The sequence below is a fragment of the Serinicoccus sp. CUA-874 genome (genome assembly GCF_001942225.1).
GTDB classification, from domain to species: Bacteria; Actinomycetota; Actinomycetes; order Actinomycetales; family Dermatophilaceae; genus Ornithinicoccus; species Ornithinicoccus marinus.
Window position 1 is genome coordinate 57,059 of the sequence record NZ_MKJZ01000005.1, and the last position, 19,537, is coordinate 76,595.

At 74.2% G+C, this 19,537-nt stretch carries 15 protein-coding genes, 2 rRNA genes and 1 pseudogene; 2 read left to right on the plus strand and 16 right to left on the minus strand.

Going from position 1 to position 19,537, the window contains the following annotated elements; genetic code table 11:
• Positions 1-45: 45 nt before the first annotated feature.
• Positions 46-1,683: an HNH endonuclease gene (locus tag BJF80_RS02315; protein ID WP_143553938.1), complete on the plus strand. Its 1,638-nt coding sequence runs from the start codon at positions 46-48 to the stop codon at positions 1,681-1,683.
• A 122-nt stretch (positions 1,684-1,805) separates the two neighbouring features.
• Here the strand turns inward: BJF80_RS02315 and aspS are convergent.
• Positions 1,806-3,637 (minus strand): annotated as a pseudogene (gene aspS / locus BJF80_RS02320) (aspartate--tRNA ligase).
• A gap of 354 nt (positions 3,638-3,991) precedes the next feature.
• Between aspS and BJF80_RS02325 the strand changes: the two are divergent.
• Complete coding sequence (locus tag BJF80_RS02325) at positions 3,992-4,795, plus strand: hypothetical protein (RefSeq protein WP_075811088.1); 804 nt, start codon at positions 3,992-3,994, stop codon at positions 4,793-4,795.
• Between the two features lie 35 nt (positions 4,796-4,830).
• Here BJF80_RS02325 and BJF80_RS02330 read toward each other — a convergent pair whose 3' ends face one another.
• The 15 genes from BJF80_RS02330 to BJF80_RS02400 form a co-directional block, all read right to left on the minus strand.
• A complete protein-coding gene (locus BJF80_RS02330; protein ID WP_075811089.1) occupies positions 4,831-5,439 on the minus strand; it encodes an NUDIX domain-containing protein in 609 nt (202 codons plus the stop codon).
• Positions 5,436-7,136: a CTP synthase gene (gene pyrG, locus BJF80_RS02335; protein ID WP_075811090.1), complete on the minus strand. Its 1,701-nt coding sequence runs from the start codon at positions 7,134-7,136 to the stop codon at positions 5,436-5,438. Before pyrG ends, BJF80_RS02330 begins: the two co-directional genes overlap by 4 nt.
• Positions 7,137-7,250: 114 nt before the next feature.
• A complete protein-coding gene (locus tag BJF80_RS02340; protein WP_075811101.1) occupies positions 7,251-8,441 on the minus strand; it encodes a glycosyltransferase family 4 protein in 1,191 nt (396 codons plus the stop codon).
• Position 8,442: 1 nt separating this feature from the next.
• Positions 8,443-10,092 carry a lipid II flippase MurJ gene (locus tag BJF80_RS02345; RefSeq protein ID WP_075811091.1) on the minus strand — a complete coding sequence of 550 codons (1,650 nt, stop codon included), beginning with the start codon at positions 10,090-10,092 and terminating at the stop codon, positions 8,443-8,445.
• A 471-nt stretch (positions 10,093-10,563) separates the two neighbouring features.
• The gene (locus BJF80_RS19585; protein WP_237767392.1) at positions 10,564-10,896 is read right to left on the minus strand and encodes a hypothetical protein; all 333 of its coding nucleotides are present in this window, start codon (positions 10,894-10,896) and stop codon (positions 10,564-10,566) included.
• Positions 10,893-11,966: a copper transporter gene (locus BJF80_RS02355; protein WP_075811092.1), complete on the minus strand. Its 1,074-nt coding sequence runs from the start codon at positions 11,964-11,966 to the stop codon at positions 10,893-10,895. Before BJF80_RS02355 ends, BJF80_RS19585 begins: the two co-directional genes overlap by 4 nt.
• A gap of 2 nt (positions 11,967-11,968) precedes the next feature.
• The gene (steA, locus tag BJF80_RS02360) at positions 11,969-13,141 is read right to left on the minus strand and encodes a putative cytokinetic ring protein SteA (protein ID WP_075811093.1); all 1,173 of its coding nucleotides are present in this window, start codon (positions 13,139-13,141) and stop codon (positions 11,969-11,971) included.
• On the minus strand, positions 13,138-14,916 hold the full coding sequence (gene recN, locus BJF80_RS02365; RefSeq protein WP_321166333.1) for a DNA repair protein RecN: 1,779 nt from the start codon (positions 14,914-14,916) through the stop codon (positions 13,138-13,140). The genes steA and recN overlap by 4 nt, the downstream gene beginning before the upstream one ends.
• Positions 14,917-14,918: 2 nt before the next feature.
• A complete protein-coding gene (locus BJF80_RS02370; RefSeq protein ID WP_075811094.1) occupies positions 14,919-15,848 on the minus strand; it encodes an NAD kinase in 930 nt (309 codons plus the stop codon).
• A complete protein-coding gene (locus tag BJF80_RS02375; protein WP_075811095.1) occupies positions 15,845-16,708 on the minus strand; it encodes a TlyA family RNA methyltransferase in 864 nt (287 codons plus the stop codon). Before BJF80_RS02375 ends, BJF80_RS02370 begins: the two co-directional genes overlap by 4 nt.
• Before the next feature lie 11 nt (positions 16,709-16,719).
• Positions 16,720-16,920, minus strand: a complete 201-nt coding sequence (locus BJF80_RS02380) for a hypothetical protein (RefSeq protein ID WP_022924135.1) — start codon at positions 16,918-16,920, stop codon at positions 16,720-16,722.
• Positions 16,917-17,747: an HAD-IIA family hydrolase gene (locus BJF80_RS02385; protein ID WP_075811096.1), complete on the minus strand. Its 831-nt coding sequence runs from the start codon at positions 17,745-17,747 to the stop codon at positions 16,917-16,919. The genes BJF80_RS02380 and BJF80_RS02385 overlap by 4 nt, the downstream gene beginning before the upstream one ends.
• Positions 17,744-18,745 (minus strand): tetratricopeptide repeat protein, encoded by a 1,002-nt coding sequence (locus tag BJF80_RS02390; RefSeq protein ID WP_187344340.1) that lies wholly within the window; start codon positions 18,743-18,745, stop codon positions 17,744-17,746. Before BJF80_RS02390 ends, BJF80_RS02385 begins: the two co-directional genes overlap by 4 nt.
• Before the next feature lie 110 nt (positions 18,746-18,855).
• Positions 18,856-18,972, minus strand: a 5S ribosomal RNA gene (rrf, locus tag BJF80_RS02395).
• 96 nt (positions 18,973-19,068) lie between these two features.
• Positions 19,069-19,537: ribosomal RNA gene (locus BJF80_RS02400) — 23S ribosomal RNA — on the minus strand; the annotation flags it as partial.

A 19,537-nucleotide genomic window follows, 5' to 3' on the forward strand; every position in this document is an offset into this window, starting at 1 on the left:
TACCTTGAGGGTAGAAAATAGAGACCTCCGGAGGGGGTGGGGGACGTGGATGGCAGCCCGAGCAGCCAGGTGGAGCCGGCGAGGGTGGACGAGATCCGGGCGCTCACCGGGCGCCTCGCCATGGCACGGCCGGACTGCGGCGACGCCGAGCGACTGGAGCTCGTGCGGGCGCTGGAGGACCTCACCCGGTCCGCCGCTGCCGCGCACGCCGTGCTGAGCGACGAGTTCGACCGCTCGCAGCGAGCCCGGCAGGAGGCGGAGGGCGTCCCGGCTGCCCGCGTCGGCACCGGCGTGGCCGACGACCTGGCTCTCGCCGGCAAGGTGTCCCCCGCGCGGTCCTCGAACCGGCTCGCCTGCTCGCGCGCCCTCACCCGGGAGATGCCGCGGACCCTGGCCGCCCTGCGCGAGGGGGTCATCGACGCGCACCAGGCCGAGGTCGTCACGCGCGCCACCGCCTGCCTCTCCGTGGAGGACCGCTCCCTCGTCGACGAGCGCCTGGCCGGTCGACTCTGCGGGTTGTCCACCAAGCAGCTCCGCGACGCCGTGACCGCCCTGGTCTACGACCTCGACCCGCAGGCCCACGTGCGTCGCGCCGCCCGGGCCGCGGAGGACGCCTACGTCGCGATGCGTCCGGCACCGGACGTCATGTGCGTCATCTCCGCGATGCTCCCCGCCGCCCAGGGCGTGGCCGTGTATGCCGCCCTCAAGAAGCACGCGGAGGGCCTGCGAGCCTCCGGTGACCCTCGCAGCCAGGGCAAGATCATGGCTGACACCCTCTATGCCAACGTCACCGGGCGCGACCCCGTCACCCTGCCGGACATCGACCTCAGCCTCGTCATGACGGATGCCTCGCTGATGGCGGGCGACACCGTCGCGGCCTTCCTCGACGGCTACGGGCCCGTCCCGGCGCAGAGCGCCCGGGACCTGATGACGCCTCGCCGCGCTGTCGACACCGGAAAGCTGGCCTCGACAGCGGATCCCGCCCACGGGGTACCGAGCTCTTCGGCAGAGGCGGAGCCCCAGACGCCAGCCGCCCGTGAGACCAGCTCTGCGGACCGGGCCGGCACCGGGGGCAGCGGAGGCACTGCCGAGTGCCCTGCGGGGGCGCGCTGCGTCCGCTGGGCCTGCGGCCTGTCGCACGGTCCGGCGGTGCCGCCTCGCCCAGCGACAGGATCAGCCACCGGCGCCTGGCCCGCCCCAGATCCGGACGACCTCCACGAGGCGCGCGTCTTCGTCCGGCGGCTGTACGCCGACCCGGTCACCGGCGAGGTCTTCGCCCGCGACTCACGCCGACGCTTCTTCAGCGCCGCCCAGCGCGCTCTGGTGGTCAGCCGCGACCGCTACTGCCGGACCCCGTGGTGCGGGGCTCCGATCCGGCACATCGACCACCGGGTCCGGCACCGTGACGGCGGGCGCACCAGCCCGGGCAACGCCCAAGGACTGTGCCAGCGCTGCAACCAGGGCCGAGAACGCCCCCGGCAGACCGCCGTGCCGCCCTCGCTCTACCTGCGGGCAAGCGCGGTCCTGCCCGGAGCGCGAGACGTCGGCTGCCCGCCGACCAGGGGTCCCGCTCAAACCGCTGGCACCTGCGAGACGGCGCTCGCCCCTGCAGCCGACAGACCGCCGGTCGGGCTCGGTCCTCCCGTGGTGCGACAACCCGGCGCCGGCACAGGAGCCGCCTGACTCCCGCCTCGACCTCCCCGGTCACACACGTAGACCGTGCCGGGGAGGCCGATGCGGGTGACGAGCGCGCGACCGCGACCGCCGTAAGCACCACGGAGGAGGCCGATGCCCGTTCGAATGCGCTACTGCGTGGCGTCGGCGGTCGCCAAGCCCTGCGCGTCCGGGCCCGGCTCGGCCTTCGGCTCGGGACGGGCGTCCACGCCCGCCTCCTTGCGCTGCTCGGGCGTGATCGGGGCGGGGGCCGCGGTCAGCGGGTCGAAGCCGCCGCCGGACTTGGGGAAGGCGATGACGTCGCGGATCGAGTCGGTGCCGGCCAGCAGCGCCACGATCCGGTCCCAGCCGAAGGCGATGCCGCCGTGCGGGGGCGCGCCGTACTTGAACGCCTCGAGCAGGAAGCCGAACTTCTCCTCCGCCTGCTCGGCCGAGAGCCCCATGATCGAGAAGACTCGCTCCTGCACGTCCCGCCGGTGGATACGGATCGACCCGCCACCGATCTCGTTGCCGTTGCACACGAGGTCGTAGGCGTAGGCCAGCGCGGACCCGGGGTCGGACTCCAGCGTGTCGAGGAACTCCGCCTTGGGCGAGGTGAAGGCGTGGTGCACCGCCGTCCAGGCGCCACCACCGACGGCCACGTCGCCCGCGGCCACGGCCTCGGAGGCGGGCTCGAAGAGCGGCGCGTCGACCACCCACAGGAAGCTCCAAACGCTCTCGTCGATGAGGTCGCACCGCTGCGCGATCTCCTGCCGCGCCGCCCCGAGCAGCGCCCGCGACGACTTCGTGCCGCCGGCGGCGAAGAAGACGCAGTCGCCCGGCTGCGCGCCGACGTGCGCCGCCAGCCCGTCGCGCTCGGCGTCGGAGAGGTTCTTGGCGACCGGGCCGCCCAACGAGCCGTCCTCGCCGACGGTGACGTAAGCCAGGCCCTTGGCGCCGCGCTGCTTGGCCCACTCCTGCCAGGCGTCGAACTGACGCCGCGGCTGGCTGCCGCCGCCGGGCATGACGACGGCGCGACGTAGTCGGCCTGGAACACCCGGAACGAGGTGTCCGCGAAGTAGTCGGTGCACTCGGTGAGCTCCACCTCGAAGCGCAGGTCCGGCTTGTCCGAGCCGTAGCGGCGCATGGCCTCGGCATACGTCATCCGCGGTAAGGGCGTGCTCAGCTCGACCCCGATGGTGCGCCACACGGCGGCGGCGATCGCCTCGCCGAGCTCGATGACGTCGTCCTGCTCGACGAAGCTCATCTCGACGTCGAGCTGGGTGAACTCCGGCTGGCGGTCGGCGCGGAAGTCCTCGTCGCGGTAGCACCGCGCGATCTGGTAGTAGCGCTCCATCCCGGCGACCATGAGCAGCTGCTTGAACAGCTGCGGGCTCTGCGGCAGGGCGTACCAGCTGCCCGGCTGGAGCCGCGCGGGCACGAGGAAGTCACGCGCGCCCTCCGGGGTGGACCGGGTGAGCGTCGGGGTCTCGACCTCGACGAAGTCACGCTCGGCGAGCAGCGTGCGGGCGGCGGCGTTGACCTTCGACCTCAACCTGAGGTTCTGCCCGGCGGCCCCGGCTCCCGGACGGCGCAGGTCGAGGTAGCGGTGACGAAGCCGCGCCTCCTCGCCCACGCTGACCCGCTCGTCGATCTGGAAGGGCAGCGGGGCGGCCTCGCTCAGCACCTCGATCTCGCTGGCGACGACGTCCACTCCCCCGGTCGCGAGCTCGGGGTTGACGTCCTTGTCGGCCCGGGCGGTGACCTCACCGGTGACCTGGACGCAGTACTCGCTGCGCAGGTCGTGGGCGGTGCCGGTCAGCACCTCGTCGCGGGCCACGACCTGGACGACGCCGCTGGCGTCGCGCAGGTCGATGAAGGCGACGCCGCCGTGGTCGCGTCGCCGGGCGACCCAGCCGGTGAGGGTCACGGTGGTGCCGACGTGCTCGGGCCGCAGGGTGCCGGCCTCGTGGGTGCGAAGCATGATCTCTCTCCTCTCGGCGCGGACCGCCGGAGCAGGAGGGGGAGACCACCGCCCGGCGATGCCGCTGTGGGCAGCCCGGGAGGTGTGGGCGGGGGCCAGGTCGCGGTGCCACCACACCTTCGCCGCACGGGGGACCCGCGTGGCGTCTCTCGTCGGTGTCGCCGGACGCGCGGCGCCGCGGATGGTCCCGCGCGACCGGCACAGGTATACCGTCCGCGCGCGGCCGGCGGGTCGTCACGCCGCCCCGGGCACGGGAGCAAGTCTACGGCCGCGCCGACCGACATCGCGACGGGATCCAGCGGCGCCGCCATAGCTCGACAGGACGCCCGCACCCTGTCGTGACACAGTGACGGGATGCCGAGGGACGCCCGTGAGGTCGCGGAGGACGCGGAGTCGCGCATCACCCGTGCGGGGTCGTGTGGTCGCCGTCGCCTGCCTCTGAGGCCGTTGCTGAGCATCGTCGTCGTCGGGCTCTGGTCCGCGATGGTCATCGCGAGCCTCGCGGGCGGCTGGCAGCTCGTCGGTCAGTCATCGGCGGTCCGGGACGTCGCCGACGGTCGGATCACCAGCTACGCCCTCGTGGAGTCGAGGCCGGACATCTCCGGCGCGGGAGGGTGGTGGACAGACCCGCGGTCCGAAATAGTCGATGCCAACGGTTCCCAGGACAGCGATGTCGAGCTGATCTACACGCTCGCCGATGGACGGCCACGCATCGCCGTTCCTGGTCACGTGGATCCCACCCCCACGATGTGGGGCACCTGGTCGGAGCAGGAGCTGGCCTGGATCCAGCAGGAGTTCGTCGAGAGCCAGATCCCCGCAGGCACCGTGAACCTCGACCTCGGCCGGACGGAACGGGTTCACACCGTTCTCGCTCTGGTGCTGGCGGGCGGCATGCTGGCACTCGTGGTGGCGGGGCCTGTCCCCCGGCACGGGAACCGCTGGTTCTGGTTCTGGCTGATCGGCATGCCGGGCGGGCTCGGGGTGGTGGCGTATGCCATCTGGGAACTCGGCGGGTGGCGCGACCACCGCGCCCCGCCACCGGAGCGTCGCTCGGGCGGCGGCTACGGGTTTCTTCTCCTCCTGCTCTGGGGGATGCTCGGCGTCATCGGCTGGCAGCTGCTGACCGGGCTGCTCGGCGCCACCGTCATACCCCTCTGAGCACCGCGTCGGTGTGCCCGCCCGCCGCGGCCGATTCAACCCCGCTCGAGCCGGCGCGCGAGCGCCAGCACGGACAGCATGAGCGGTCCGTTGTGCACCTGGCCGCCGAGCACCGCGCGCACCGCGTCGGCGAGGGTGACCCAGCCGCTGGGCATACCGGCCTCCTCACCCTCGCGGGCGTGCCGCTCCCCCACCGGCACGTCCGACAGGCCGGTGGCGACGAAGGTGTGGATCGTCTCGTCGAGCCCGCCCGGTGACGGCGTGAAGGACACCAGCGGTTCCCAGTGCTCGGCCCGCAGGTCCGCCTCCTCGGCGAGCTCACGCCGCGCGGCCTCCTCCGGCGGCTCGCCCTCGACGTCGAGCAGCCCGGCGGGGATCTCCCAGTCCTCGGTGCCGATCGGGTGGCGGTACTGGCGGATGACGAAGATCTCCGGCGCGCCCCGGTCCTCGCGCACGGCCAGGACGGCCACGGCGCCGGTGTGGTGGACGTACTCCCGCGTCGCGGGGCCGTCGTCCAGCTCGACCTCGTCGCGGTGGACGTTCCAGACGGCGCCCCTCATGGCGACCTCCGAGCGCCGCACCGCACGCCGGCCCGGCCGGTCGCGCAACTCGTCCGGGCCGAGCCGCGGCGCGTCGAGCGTCATGCGCCCGGCAGCTCGTGCTGGTGCTGCCGACCCTCGACCTCGACGAGCCGCTGGCTGCGCTGCGCCTCGAGCGCTGCGGCCACGAGCCCGGCGAAGAGCGGGTGCGCGTGGTCGGGCCGCGACTTGAACTCCGGGTGCGCCTGGGTCGCGACGTAGTAGGGGTGCGTCTCGCGGTCCAGCTCGACGAACTCGACGAGGGTGCCGTCCGGGGACAACCCGCTGAAGACCAGGCCCGCCGCGGCGAGCTGCTCGCGATAGCCGTTGTTGACCTCATAGCGGTGCCGGTGCCGCTCGGTCACCTCGGTCTGGCCGTAGGCCTCGGCCACGACCGAGCCCTCGGTGAGCACCGCGGGGTAGGACCCCAGACGCATCGTGCCGCCGAGGTCACCGGCCCCCTCGACGAAGGACTTCTGCTCCTCCATCGTGGCGATCACCGGCGCCGGGCTGTCCGGGTCGAACTCGGTGGAGCTGGCGCCCTCGATCCCGGCGACGTGCCGGGCGTGCTCGATGACCATCGCCTGCAGCCCCAGGCAGATGCCCAGCGTCGGCACCTGCCGCTCCCGCGCCCACCGCAGCGCCCCGATCTTGCCCTCGATGCCGCGGACCCCGAAGCCGCCCGGCACGAGGATCGCGTCGACCCCGCCGAGCGCCTTGGCAGCCCCGGCCTCCGTGCGGCACTCGTCCGAGGCCACCCACCGGATGTCCACCTTCGCGTCGTGCCGGAAGCCGCCGGCCCGCATGGCCTCGGTGACCGAGAGGTAGGCGTCGGGCAGGTCGACGTACTTGCCGACCAGCGCGATCTGCACCCGGTGCTCCGGCTCGTGCACCCGCTCCAGCAGTGCGTCCCAGGCCGACCAGTCGACGTCCCGGAAGGGCAGGCCCAGGTGACGCACGACATACGCGTCGAGCATCTCCGAGTGCAGCACCTTGGGGATGTCGTAGATCGACGGGGCGTCGACCGCCGCCGCCACCGCGTCGGAGTCGACGTCGCACATCATCGAGATCTTGCGCTTGATGCCGGCCGGGATCTCCCGGTCGGCGCGCAGCACCAGCGCGTCCGGGGTGATGCCGACCTGGCGCAGGGCGGCGACCGAGTGCTGGGTCGGCTTGGTCTTCAGCTCGCCGCTCGGCGCGAGGTAGGGCACGAGCGAGACGTGCAGGAAGAACACGTTGCCGCGGCCGACGTCGTGCCGCACCTGGCGCGCGGCCTCGAGGAAGGGCAGCGACTCGATGTCGCCGACGGTGCCGCCGACCTCGGTGATGATGATGTCCGGGCGCTCCTCCTCGGGCCGCTCGGCGGCGGCGCGCATCCTCGCCTTGATCTCGTTGGTGATGTGCGGGATGACCTGCACCGTGTCCCCGAGGTAGTCGCCGCGGCGCTCCTTGGCGATGACGTCGTTGTAGATCTGCCCGGTGGTGACGTTGGAGCGGCCCCACAGGTCGGTGTTGAGGAAACGCTCGTAGTGGCCGATGTCGAGGTCGCACTCGGCGCCGTCCTCGGTGACGAAGACCTCGCCGTGCTGGAACGGGTTCATCGTGCCCGGGTCGACGTTGATGTAGGGGTCTAGCTTCTGCATCGTCACCCGCAGCCCCCGGCTGCGGAGCAGGAATCCCAGGCTGGAAGCCGTCAGTCCCTTCCCGAGCGAGGAGGCGACGCCTCCGGTCACAAAGATGTGCTTCGTCGTCGTCTCCGCCACGGGCTTGCAGTCTACGTGACGGCTCCGACGCCCGGCGCAGGGGTGCGCCCGCGGCGTGGCGCCGTTCCGGGCGCGCCATCTGGCCGTCGGCTGGGCGGCCGGGCCTGTGGCGGGTCACTCCCCCGTCGTGCTCCCCACGACCCGTCGGTATGCCTGCAGCACCGCGGTCAGCGCGTCCTGCTCCGTGGGCAGCCGGGCGGCGCGCTCCCGGGAGCAATCGTTCAGCGTGGTCCGGGCAGCCGGGTCCGCGAGCAGGCTGCCGACCGCGGCGGCGAGCCGGTCGGCGAGCTCGTCGCCGCCGTCCTCCCCCGGGACCAGCAGGCCCGCTTCGTCCAGCAGCGCTGCCGTCCCGCCGACGTCGGTGGCCACGACGGGAGCACCCGCGGCCAGCGCCTCCTGGAGCACGAGCGGCTGACCCTCCCAGCGAGCCGCCGAGACCACCACGTCGGCGCCGGCCAGCAGCCGGGGCACGTCGTCGCGCCGCCCCAGGAAGCGCACCTCGCCCGGTCCGGCGGCGGCCTGGGCCCGCAGCGAGGCCTCCAGCGGCCCGTCGCCGACGACCACGAGCACCGGCCGCGGCGACGGCGGTGCGCCGCGGGTGACGAGCAGGTGGTGTGCGCGGATCACCGCCTCGACGCGCTTCTGCTCGGCCAGCCGTCCGGCGGTGAGGACGAGCGGGACCGCCCCGGCCAGCCCGAGCTCGGCCCGCAGCGTCCCGGCCGCTGCCTGGCGGGTCCGGTCGTCGGCCACTGCCGCGGCGCCGGACGGCACGACCGCCGCGGAGACGGCCCGCGCGCCACGTCGACGTGCCCGGTCTGCGAGGTCGTCGGACACGGTGAGCACGAGGTCGGCACGGTGGCAGACGATCCGCTCGAGAACCTCGTAGACCGCGGCGGCGCCCCGCCCCGGAGGTGGTGCGTTGTGCGAGGTCACGACGAGCGGCGGGTGCGGGCTGAGGTGCCGGTGCGGGTCGGGCCCCGGGTGCAGGTTCGGGCGCGGCTGCCGCCCCAGCCCCGCGAGGGCGAGGGCCGCCCCGGCGCGCACGCCGTGGGCATGCGCGACGTCGGCACCGCGGAGGACCCGGCGCAGCGCCCGCTGGGCGGACCGGACCTGGGCCGGCCGCGTCGTGCCGACCTCGACCTCGAGGACCCGCGCCCCCGACCCGCCCATGTCGAAGGCCTCGGCGACGGACGCCGGGCAGGCCACGACCACGTCGTGCCCCTCGGTGACGAGACCGTCGGCGAGCTGGCGCACGTGGCGGCCGACGCCGCCGGCGACGAGCGAGGTCGCGAGCAGGATGCGCACGTCACCCACCCGCCCGGGAGCCGGCGCGCCGCGCGAGGACACCGTCGCGCACGAGGGCCCCGGTCTCCCGATCGAGCAGCGCCACCGCCACGGCCACGCCCGCCATCGCCAGCACGCCTCGCACCGTTCCCCACGCCAGCGCGTCCCCCATCGTCGAGGCCTGCACCGGGAGCAGCTCGGCCAGCACCACCCCCAGGACCGCACCCGCGAGCGCCACGGCGCTCGTGCGTGCCAGCCCGGCGAGGGCCGGTCTCCCCCAGGCGCGGCGGGTGAGCACCAGCAGCGCGGCGCCGGACACCAGCATCCCGGCCGACGACGCCAGCGCCAGCAGCAGCAGGACGTCGCCGACACCCCCAGCGGCGGCCGGCCCGGCGAGCGCGATCCCTCCGGCGGCGGCCGCCAGCCAGCCGCCGCCGGCCCCGGCGGCGGCCCACCACGGCCGGTCGACGGCATACAACGACCGCGTGAGCAGGGCCACGAGCCCGAAGCCGAGCAGGCCAGGGGCCAGGCCTGCCAGCGTGGCGGGCAGCGCCTCCAGGGCCGCACGCCCCGCCCCATCGGCACCGCGGTCGAGCGCGAGGAAGACCGCACCCACCTCCGCGCGTGCGGCCACCAGCGCCGCGCCGCCGGCGAGGGCGCTCACCACGAGGGCCCGCGCGGTGCGCCGCAGCGTGCCGCGCGCCTGCTCGCGGTCTCCCGCCAGGCGGGGGAAGGCCGCGGTGGCCAGCGGCACGACGAGCACCGCGTAGGGCAGGAGGTAGACGGTCTGGGCATACGTCCACACCGGGACGGCCCCGACCCCGACGCTGTTGCCGACCACGAGCACGACGACGGTGAAGACCTGCTGCGCCCCGACGGTGAGCAGCCCGGCGACCGCCAGCGAGCCGGCGACCCGTCCCGAGCCCGCCGGGAAGCGCAGCGTCGGTCGCCACCGGACCCCGAGCCGCGAGGCGGGCAGGAGCAGCGGCAGGCTCAGCGCCGCGACCCCGAGCGTGGTGCCCAGGGCCAGGAGCACCAGACCGTCGCGCGGCAGCTCGGTGAGCGGCATCTGGGCCTCGTAGCGGGCACCGAAGACGAGGTAGGTGGCGATGACCACCGCGCTCGACACCAGCGGGGCCAGGGCGGCCGCGAAGAAGCGTCGGTGCGCCTGCAGCACGCCGGTGAGCACGATGCCGAGGCCGTAGAGGAGGACCTGCGGCGCGAAGAGCAGGAGCATCAGCCGGCCGGCAGCCCGTGCCTCCTCGGCGGAGCACGCCGCTGCCCCACCCGGGGCGTCCAGCAGGGCACCGGCGAGCGGCCCCGCGGCCAGGGCCACCAGCAGCGCCACCGGCAGCAGGACCACGACGGTCCAGCCCAGCAGCGCCGAGGCCGTCCGGTCGGCCAGGTCCTCCTCGCCGCGGTCCAGGTGCCGGGCCACCAGCGGCACGGCCACGGCGGCGAGCGCCCCGCCGGCCGCGATCTCGAAGAGGACGTTGGGGATCTGGTTGACGGTCGTGTAGACCTGGCCGACGCAGGTGCTCCCGACGCTGCTGGAGAAGGCGAACCAGCGGGCCACCCCGACCACCCGGGAGAGCAGCGTGACGACCGCGACGAGCCCGGCCGCGGCGAGGAGACCCTGCCCGCCGAGCCGGGTGCTCGGGGACGGGCTCACCGACGACCCCAGGCGTCCAGCTCCCGCAGGCCGGGGTCGCCTCGATGACCCGGGTGAAGCTCACCCGCTCGCTCAGCAGCGTCAGGCCGGCCACGCCGGCCAGGCACGCCCACCGACCGCCGGGAGGCAGAGCCTGTGCCGCCGCCGCGCCGAGCGCCGCCCCGAGGGCGTTGGCCCCGGTGTCACCGAGCATGGTGCGGGCACGCAGGTCGTCGGGCAGCAGCGTCGCCGTGGCTCCGAGCACCGCGGCGGCAGGCGGTCGGCGGGCCAGCGGGACGGCGGCGAGCACTCCGACCTTGAGCGCCCGCCCCGGACGAAGGTCGAAGAGGTTGGCGAGGTTCGCGGCACCGGCGACGAGCCCCGCGGTCGCGACGCCCGCACCCACGCTCCGGCGCGAGGTATGCCGGTCGGTCGCCGCCGCGGCCACCGTCCCGGCGGCACCGAGCACCGCGATCTTCAGGACCCCCGTGGTCACCTCGCCCCGCCGCAGGGCCCCGAGGTGGCCGCGCAGGCCCTTGACGTCCGTCCGCCCGTCCAGGTCGTCCAGGGCCCCGCGCCCGCGGCGAGCAAGACGGCGGCTGCCACCGGCGGATCGAGGACCACCAGGGGAGCCGCGACCCCGACCGACAGTGCCACCCCCTCGATCAGGGTGACCTCGTCCCCGCGGTGGTTGCGCCGCAGCCATCGGCGGCCGCCGCCGGGGAGCAGACCCCGCTCGTCGGCGCGCACCACGGCGGCGCTGAGCGCGGCGGCCGTCAGGCCGACGAGAGCGCCCGAGAGCATCGTCCGAGCAGGAGGGGTCACGGGGCGGTCGTGACGGCGGGGTCCTCCGGCGCCGGCACGGGTTCGGTGGCAGGGGGCTCCTGCCCCGCGCCGGGGGCGGACGTGAGCCGGAGCGGCGGCGGTGCGGGGACCGGCGCCTGGGCACCCTCCCCCAGCCCGTAGTGCCCGGACTCCCCCTGCATCTCCCAGGCGAGGGCGAGCACGGCCGCGGCCCGCCCGCTGGCTCCCTCGAGGTCGTCGACCGTGGACACCTCGTCGCGCAGCGACCCGTCCTCGCGGATCGCGGTGACCAGGCCGTCCTGGCCACCGCCCTGCGCCAGCGCGCCCGACTCGGTCCCGGCCGCGGCGACGGCGAGCGGCAGCTCGAGCGAGGCCAGACCGGACACGAGCTCCTCGCGCAGCTCCAACCGGGGCTCGGCCCCGTCGTCGTCGGGGTCCAGCTCCTGGGCGCTCAGACCACCGCCCAGCACGAGGACCACCTCCGGGGGACGGCGGTCGGTCACCGGCGCCTGGGCGTCCTGCCAGGTGAGCTCCAGCCAGCCCTCGTCCTCCAGGCGTTCCCCCGCAGCCAGCCAGGCCCCCACCTCGCCCTGCGCGTCGGCACCCGCCAGGGTCGCGGCCAGCACCGTCCCTGGGCCGGCGCCATCCCCGTCGTCGGCCTCCGGCAACGCCAGCCGTGACCCGAGCTCCCCGAGCACCTCGGGGTCGGTGTCGCCGCTCTCGAAGGACGGGTCCACCTCGGCCTGCAGCGCCAGGGTGCCGCCCGCGTCGGTCACCCGGTCCTCGAGCAGGGCGACGTGGTTGCGGTCCACCCCGGGCAGGAGCACGATCGCCACCCGGGTGCCGTTGAGGGTGCCGGCGACACCGCGCGGGCTCAGCAGGTCGACCGCCTCGTCCTTGGCCTCGGCCTGCTGAGACCGCACGTCGAGCTCGCTGCGCAGCTCGGTGCGCTCGGTGCGCAGCTCGGCCACCTCGTCGTCGAGCCGCTCCGAGATCCCCTCGCGCAACGGTCCGGCCCCGAGGACGATCCCGATCGCCAGCGCGATGAAGACGGCGACCAGCGACACCAGGTGGTAACGGAAGTCGACCACGTTCAGAACAACCCCTCGATCCAGGCCCAGACGTCGTCCCATCGTACGGCCAGCACGCCGAGCAGAGCCCGGCCTCCGGGAGTGACCGCGAGGGCCACGAGCAGGGCGAGCAGGCCGGCCAGGACCAGCCAGACCAGGGAGACGGTCGGGACGCGGGAGCGGTAGAGCAGGCTCACCCCCTTGGCGTCGACCAGCTTGCTCCCGACCCGCAGCCGGGTGAGGAAGGTGCTGGCCATCCCCTGCCTGCCCTTGTCCAGGAACTCGACGAGGGTGGCGTGGGTGCCCACGGCGACGATGAGCTCGGCGCCGAGCTCGTCGGCGATGAGCATCGCGATGTCCTCGCTGGTGCCCGGCGAGGGCAGCACCACCGCGTCGGTCACCCCGAGGGCCTCCACCCGCTCCAGGCCGGGGGCCCGCCCGTCGCGGTAGGCGTGCACGACGAGCTCGGCCCCGCTCGTGAGCGCGGCGTCGGAGACCGAGTCCATGTCGCCGACGACGAGGTCCGGGCGGTGCCCCATCTCCAGCAGCGCGTCCGCGCCCCCGTCGACCCCGATGAGCACGGGGCGGGCCTCGCGCAGGAAGGGGCGCAACGTCTGGAGGTCCTCCTTGTAGTGGTAGCCGCGCACGACCACCAGGGCATACCGTCCGCTGAAGTCGGTGCGCAGCGGTGGGACGCCGATGCCGTCGAGCAGCAGCTCGCGCTCGGCGCGGACGTACTCCATCGTGTTGTGCGAGAAGGCCTCGATCTGCTCGGACAGGTTGCCCCGCGCCCGCTCCCGGCGCAGCGCGACCTGCTCCCCGGTCAGACGGGTGGCCTCTGCCACGACGACGCCGTCGACCCGGACCTGGTCCCCGACGACGGTGGCGTGCGAGCCCTCGGCGAGAGCCATGACGTCGGGCCCGGCAGCGTCGAGCAGCGGTATGCCGGCGTCCAGCAGGATCTGCGGGCCCATGTTGGGGTAGGCGCCGGTCGTGGACTCCGCGGCGTTGACCACGGCCGCGGGGCGGCAGGTGACGAGCGCGTTGGCGCTCACCTGGTCCAGGTCGGCGTGGTCGATGACGGCGACGTCCCCGGCCTGGAGGCGGGCGGTCAAGCGCTTGGTCCGTGCGTCCACCCGCAGGGTCCCGGACCGCGGCGTGGCCGGGTCGGGGTCCCGGGAGCGGCGGGGGCTCACCGCGCGTCCACGGCGCCGCGCTGTTCGAGCAGCTCGCGGGCGTGCTCCAGTGCGGCTCCGGAGTCCGCGACCCCGCCCAGCATGCGGGCCAGCTCGGCCTCCCGCTCGGCACCGTCCACGACCACGACACCGCTGCGCGTGACCTGCCCGTCGGTGCTCTTGCGCACGACGAGGTGCTGGTCGGCATGGGCGGCCACCTGGCCCAGGTGGGTGACCACCACCACCTGGGCCTGCCGGGCCAGCCGGGCGAGCCGGGCCCCGAGGTCGAGGGCGGCGGCACCACCCACCCCGGCGTCCACCTCGTCGAAGACGAAGGTGGGGGCGGCCCCGGCCCCGCACACCAGCTCCAGGGCCAGCATGACCCGGGACAGCTCACCGCCGGAGGCCGCGCGGGTCACCGAGCGGGACGGGGCGCCCGGGTTGGCCGCGAGCCGGATCTCGACGGCGTCGAGGCCGTGCCGCCAGGCCCGGACCCGGCGACCGTCGGGGAGCTCGACGTCGGCAGCCCCGGCCTCGGTCGTGGCCTCGTCCTGCCCGTCGTCCCCGACGTCCTGGTGAGCGACGTCGACGAGCACCGTCGCCGACCCCATGGCCAGGTGCGACAGCTCCTCGGTGACCGCAGCCCCGACCCGCTCGCCCGTCTCGCGACGCAGCGCGCCGAGCTCGAGACCGGTCCGCGCGACCTCGGTGCGCAGCTGCTCCCGGCGGGTGCGCAGGTCGGCGAGGTCGTCGTCGGAGACGTCGATGGCCGCCAGCTCCAGGGCCGCCTCGCGTGCGAAGTCGAGCACCTCCTGCGTCGAGGAGCCGTAGCGGCGCAGCAGACCGGTCAGCTCGGCGCGCCGGGCGTGCACGGCGTCGAGCCGGCCGGGATCCACCTCCACCCCGGAGCCGTAGGCGGCCAGGTCCGGGGCCAGGTCGGTGGCGAGGTAGGCCACCTCGCGGACCCGGACCAGGAGGTCGGCGAGCTGCTCGTCGTGCTCGGCCGCCGGGGCGAGGGCGTCGGTGGCAGCGGCCAGCAGCGAGGAGACCGAGGGCACGTCGGCCGCGCCGCTGGCGGGATCGGCGCCGACGAGCGCTTCGTGCGCCTCCTGGGCGGCGCGGCGCAGGTCCTCGGCATGGGTCAGCCGGTCGGCCTCGCCGCGCAGCGACTCGTCCTCGCCGGGCTGCGGGTCGATCTGCTCGATCTCCTCCAGCGCGCGGCGCAGCGCGCCCACCCGCAGCGAGCGCTCGGTCGAGGTGCGGCTGAGCTCCTGCAGCCGGCGGTGGCTCTCCTGCCACTCCTCCCACGCCTGGGCATACCGCTGACCGGCGGCGGCGAGCGTCGGACCTCCGGCGGCATCCAGGAGCAGCCGGTGCTGGTCGGCGTCGCGCAGCCGCCACTGGTCGGCCTGGCCGTGCACCGCCACCAGGTGCTCACCGACCTCGGTGAGCACCGAGACCGGGGCGCTGCGACCACCGACGCTGGCCCGCGACCGCCCCTCGGCCGCGACCGACCGCACCAGGATGAGCCCGTCGGTGGCGTCCCCGCCGGCCTCGACGACCCGCCGGGCCGCCGGATGGTCCTGGGCCACGTCGACCTCGCCCTCCACGACCGCCCGCGCCGCACCGGCACGGACCATGCCTGCGTCGGCCCGGTCCCCCAGCAGCAGCCCGAGGCCGCTCACGACCATCGTCTTGCCGGCGCCGGTCTCCCCCGTGATGACGTTGAGACCGGGCGCGAGCTCGAGCTCGGCCTCCTCGATGACCCCCAGCTGCTGGATACGGATGCGACGCACCGTCACGAGCGGCCCCCGTGCTGGCCGCCTGCCGGCCCACGCCACCCGGAGACGGGCAGCGCGAACTTCGCGACCAGCCGGTCGGTGAACGGCTCCGTCCCGAGCCGCGCGAGACGCACCGGGGTCGCCGAGCGCCGCACCTCGATGCGGGCACCGGGGGGCAGCTCGACGGTTCGCCTGCCGTCGCACCACATCACGCCCGTCACATGGCTGTGCGGCACGACCTCGACCGCCAGATGGGCCTCCGGGCTGAGCACGACGGGGCGGGCGAACAGGGCGTGCGCGGAGATCGGGACGACCAGCAACGCCTCGACGTCCGGCCACACCACCGGCCCGCCGCCGGAGAAGGCATACGCGGTGGAGCCCGTCGGCGTCGCCATGACGACGCCGTCGCAACCCCAGGTCGACAGCGGCCGGCCGTCCACCTCCACGGCGAGCTCGAGCATCCGCTCGCGGGACGACTTCTCCACGCTGGCCTCGTTGAGCGCCCAGTTGTGGCAGACGACACGGCCGTCGTGGAGGACGTCGACCTCGAGGGTCATCCGCTCCTCGACGTGGTAGTCGCGCGCGGCGATCCGCTCGATGATCGCGTCGATGTCGTCCTTCTCCGCCTCGGCGAGGAAGCCCACGCGCCCCAGGTTGACCCCGAGCAGCGGCGTGCCCGCCGGTCGGGCGATCTCTGCCCCTCGCAGGATCGTGCCGTCACCGCCGAAGACCACGACGAGCTCGCACCCGGTGGCATCGACGTGCGGCGGCACCGGGCTCTTCAGCGCGACCACCTCGGTGTCGGTGACGACCTGGTGGGTGGGATCGGCCTCGGGGACGGTCTCCACCTCGATGCCGTGCTCCGCGAGCCGCTGCGCGAAGACGCCCGCGAGCTCGGGCATGTCCGAGCGGGTGGGGTGGGTGACCAGCATGATGCGCCGACTCATCCGTCCTCCTGTGCTCGGGTGCGTGCCAGGGCAGCCATCTGCGCGGGCCCGGGTCCGCACCCCATCATGCCTGGTGGAGAGGGGCAGGGCGCGGGGTGGGCGCACCGCCGGAGCCGCCACAGGAACTCCACGTTGCCCGTTCCCCCGCGCAGCGGTGAGCGCAGCAGGTCCTGCGGTGCGAGGCCGTGCTGCCGGGCGTCGGCGTCGAGGCGGAGCAGGACCTGCTCGCGCTGCTGCCACGAGCGGACCACACCGCCCCGCCCGAGCGCCTCGGCGCCGACCTCGAACTGCGGCTTCACCAGCAGCACCAGATCCCCCTCCGGTGCCGCGACGTCGGCGAGGACGGGCAGGACCACGGTCAGCGAGATGAAGGACAGGTCGCCGACGACGAGGTCGAAGGGACCACCCAGGCGCGGCCGGTCGACGTCGCGCACGGAGACCCCGGACCGGTCCTCGACCCGCGGGTCGGCCGCGAGGGCGGAGGCCAGCTGGTCGTGCCCCACGTCGAGCGCAACCACCCTGCCGGCGCCGCGTTCGAGGAGGACCTGCGTGAAGCCACCGGTGGACGCGCCGACGTCCAGGCACCGGCGACCCCTCACCACCAGGTCGGGCCAGGAGTCGAGCGCGTGCGCCAGCTTGACCGCGCCACGTCCGACCCACCCACGCCGGACCCACTCGGCCTCGGTCCCGGTGCCGTCGCCCGCGACCACGATCGCGCTGCCCTCCTGGACCGGGTGGGCCGCCCGCCGGACGGGCTGACCGTCCACCCGGACGAGCCCGTCACGCACGAGCAGCTGCGCCTGGGTGCGGCTCGGCGCCAGGCCACGTGAGACCAGCGCGCGGTCCAGGCGCACGCCCATCGACCGGGGCGTCAACCGGCCTCGGTCCCCGGCGGGGCGGCTGGAGCGGGATCGGTGAGGCGGGCCTGGAGCTCACGGTGGGCCCGTGCGAGGGCCTGCGTCGCGACCTCGTCGTCGGTGCCGTCGAGCGCCTCCTCGAGTCGCCGTAGGGCGGCGTCGACCTCGGCGTCGCCGGTGTCCGGTCGACCCTGCTGGTCCGGGTGCTCGCTCACGAGGTCCTCCAGAGGTCGGTGAGATCCATCATCGTCGCTGCCACGCGGTCCGGCCGACAGGCCGGCGGCGCCGCCTCGGCGTCGTCCCGGGTGGAGACCCCGGTGAGCACGAGCGCGCTCTGCAGCCCGGCCGCGACCGCGCCGCCGATGTCGGTCTCCAGCCGGTCGCCCACCATCAACGTCACACCGGGCGAGGTCCCGAGACGGGACAGCGCCGTGCGGTATGCCGGGGCGTGCGGCTTGCCGACCACCAGCGGCGCCGCCTCCGTCGCGTGCGCCACCGCGGCGATCAGCGACCCGTTGCCCGGAGCCTCGCCGCGCTCGGTGGGGAGCGTCGCGTCGTCGTTGGTGGCGATCCACTCGGCACCGGCGCGGATCGCGTAGGCGGCCTCGGCCAGGTCGATCACGCCGACCTGTGGTCCGTAGCCCTGCACCACGGCCCCGATCTCCGGTGCGCGGCCGGATCCCGCGGCGTGCGCCACGTCCTGCGGGGCGAGGGTCTCGAAGCCGACGGCACCAAGGGCGTCGGCGACACCCGGGCCGCCCACGGCCAGGACGCGGCCGCCCTCCAGCAGCTCGGGACGCCGCTCCCGGAGCACCTCGGCGGCGACCTGCGAGGCGGTCATCACGTCCTCGTCCTCGGCGGTGACCCCCAGGTCCCGCAGCTGCGCAGCGACCTGCTGGGGGGTCCGCGAGGCGTTGTTGGTCATGTAGAGGACGCGCACGCCCGCGGCCCGGGCGTCGGCCAGCGCCTCGACCGCACCCTCGCACGGCTCGTGCGCCCGGTAGACGACCCCGTCGAGGTCGCAGAGCATCCCCTCGATCACGAGCCGGTCGTCCCGTGCGTCGCCGTCGGGCGATCGTCCGCAGCCTGCTCGGACGCACCTGGCTCTGCGGCGGCCGGTGCCGACCCACCCGCACGGGCAGCGTCGGCGGACTCGCCACCGTCACGCCGGCCGGCTGCGTCGACGGTCTCCTCGCCGCCATCGTCGACCTCGTCGTCGCCGAGGTCGACGACCCAGCTCTCCTCCCCCCGCCCGAGCAGCTCGGCGGCGTCGGTCTCACCCAGCGCGTCCACCTCGGCGGCACGGGCATACCACGCCAGCGCCTGCTCCTCGCGCCCGTCGGCCTCCAGGGCTGCCGCGTAGGCGTAGCGCAGCCGCGCCGCCCAGGGCTGCTTCGGGGTGCTTCGCTTCGCGGGCTCCTCCAGCAGCAGCACCGCGGCGGCGTGCTGCCCGAGATCGGCCCGGGCGCCGGCCACGACGATCACCAGCTCCACTTGCTCGGCAGGTCCCAGCTGCGCCGCCTCCGGCGAGGCCGCCAGCTCCAGCGCCCGCTCCGGGCGACCCAGCCCACGCTCGACATCGGCGAGCAGCGGCAGCAGGTGCTGCGACCCGCTCAACCGGCGCGCCGTCCGGAGCTCGGCCAGCGCCTTGGACCACTCACCACGGCGGTAGTGGACCACGCCGAGCGCCTCGCGCACGCCCGCGATGCGCCCCGCCCGACGGGCCGCGGCCTCGGCGTGCGCCAGCGCCCGGTCGAGATCTTCGGCGTCGAGCATCCGGCCCACCATGACCAGGTGGCCACCCACTCCCTCGGCGTTCTCCTTGCTCAGCGTCCGCAGCTCGGAGCGCAGGCTACGATCCAGCCCTCCCGCGTCGGCGTCCTCGGGCAGCGGCGGCTCGGGGACCCGCGGCGGACGGCGGTTGTCGCGTTCGTCCCGTCCGACGTCGTCACGGGAGCCACCCCGGCCACGGACGGGAGCCCCCCTGTCGCGGTCCCGGTCCGAGCCGCCTCGACCCGCACGCCGGCGATCGTCGTTCACGTCCAGTCCTCTCGGTCAGCTGGTGTCCGGACCAGTGTCGCAGGTCTCCAGCGACGTCCGAACATGCGAAAGGGCCCACCTTGGGGGGTGGGCCCTTTCGTTGAGTGGTGGTCCGGCGGTGTCCTACTCTCCCACACTGTTTCCAGTGCAGTACCATCGGCGCTGTCAGGCTTAGCTTCCGGGTTCGGAATGTGACCGGGCGTTTCCCTGACGCTATGACCGCCGTAACAATGTCGACCTCTTGGTCAACCACGTGCTGGGTGGTTGCGGGTCGGGAACCGTGCAGTGGACGCGAGCAAATGTTGTCTTGTGTTGCTGGGGTGTTTGTTAAGTTGTCGGCTTATTAGTACCGGTCAGCTACGCACATTGCTGTGCTTCCACGTCCGGCCTATCAACCCAGTAGTCTAGCTGGGAGCCTCTCCACCCAAAGGGTGTTGGAAACCTCATCTTGAAGTGTGCTTCCCGCTTAGATGCTTTCAGCGGTTATCACGTCCGAACGTAGCTAATCAGCGGTGCTCCTGGCGGAACAACTGACACACCAGTGGTTCGTCCATCCCGGTCCTCTCGTACTAGGGACAGCTCTTCTCAAGTTTCCTGCGCGCGCAGCGGATAGGGACCGAACTGTCTCACGACGTTCTAAACCCAGCTCGCGTACCGCTTTAATGGGCGAACAGCCCAACCCTTGGGACCGACTCCAGCCCCAGGATGCGACGAGCCGACATCGAGGTGCCAAACCATGCCGTCGATATGAGCTCTTGGGCAGGATCAGCCTGTTATCCCCGGGGTACCTTT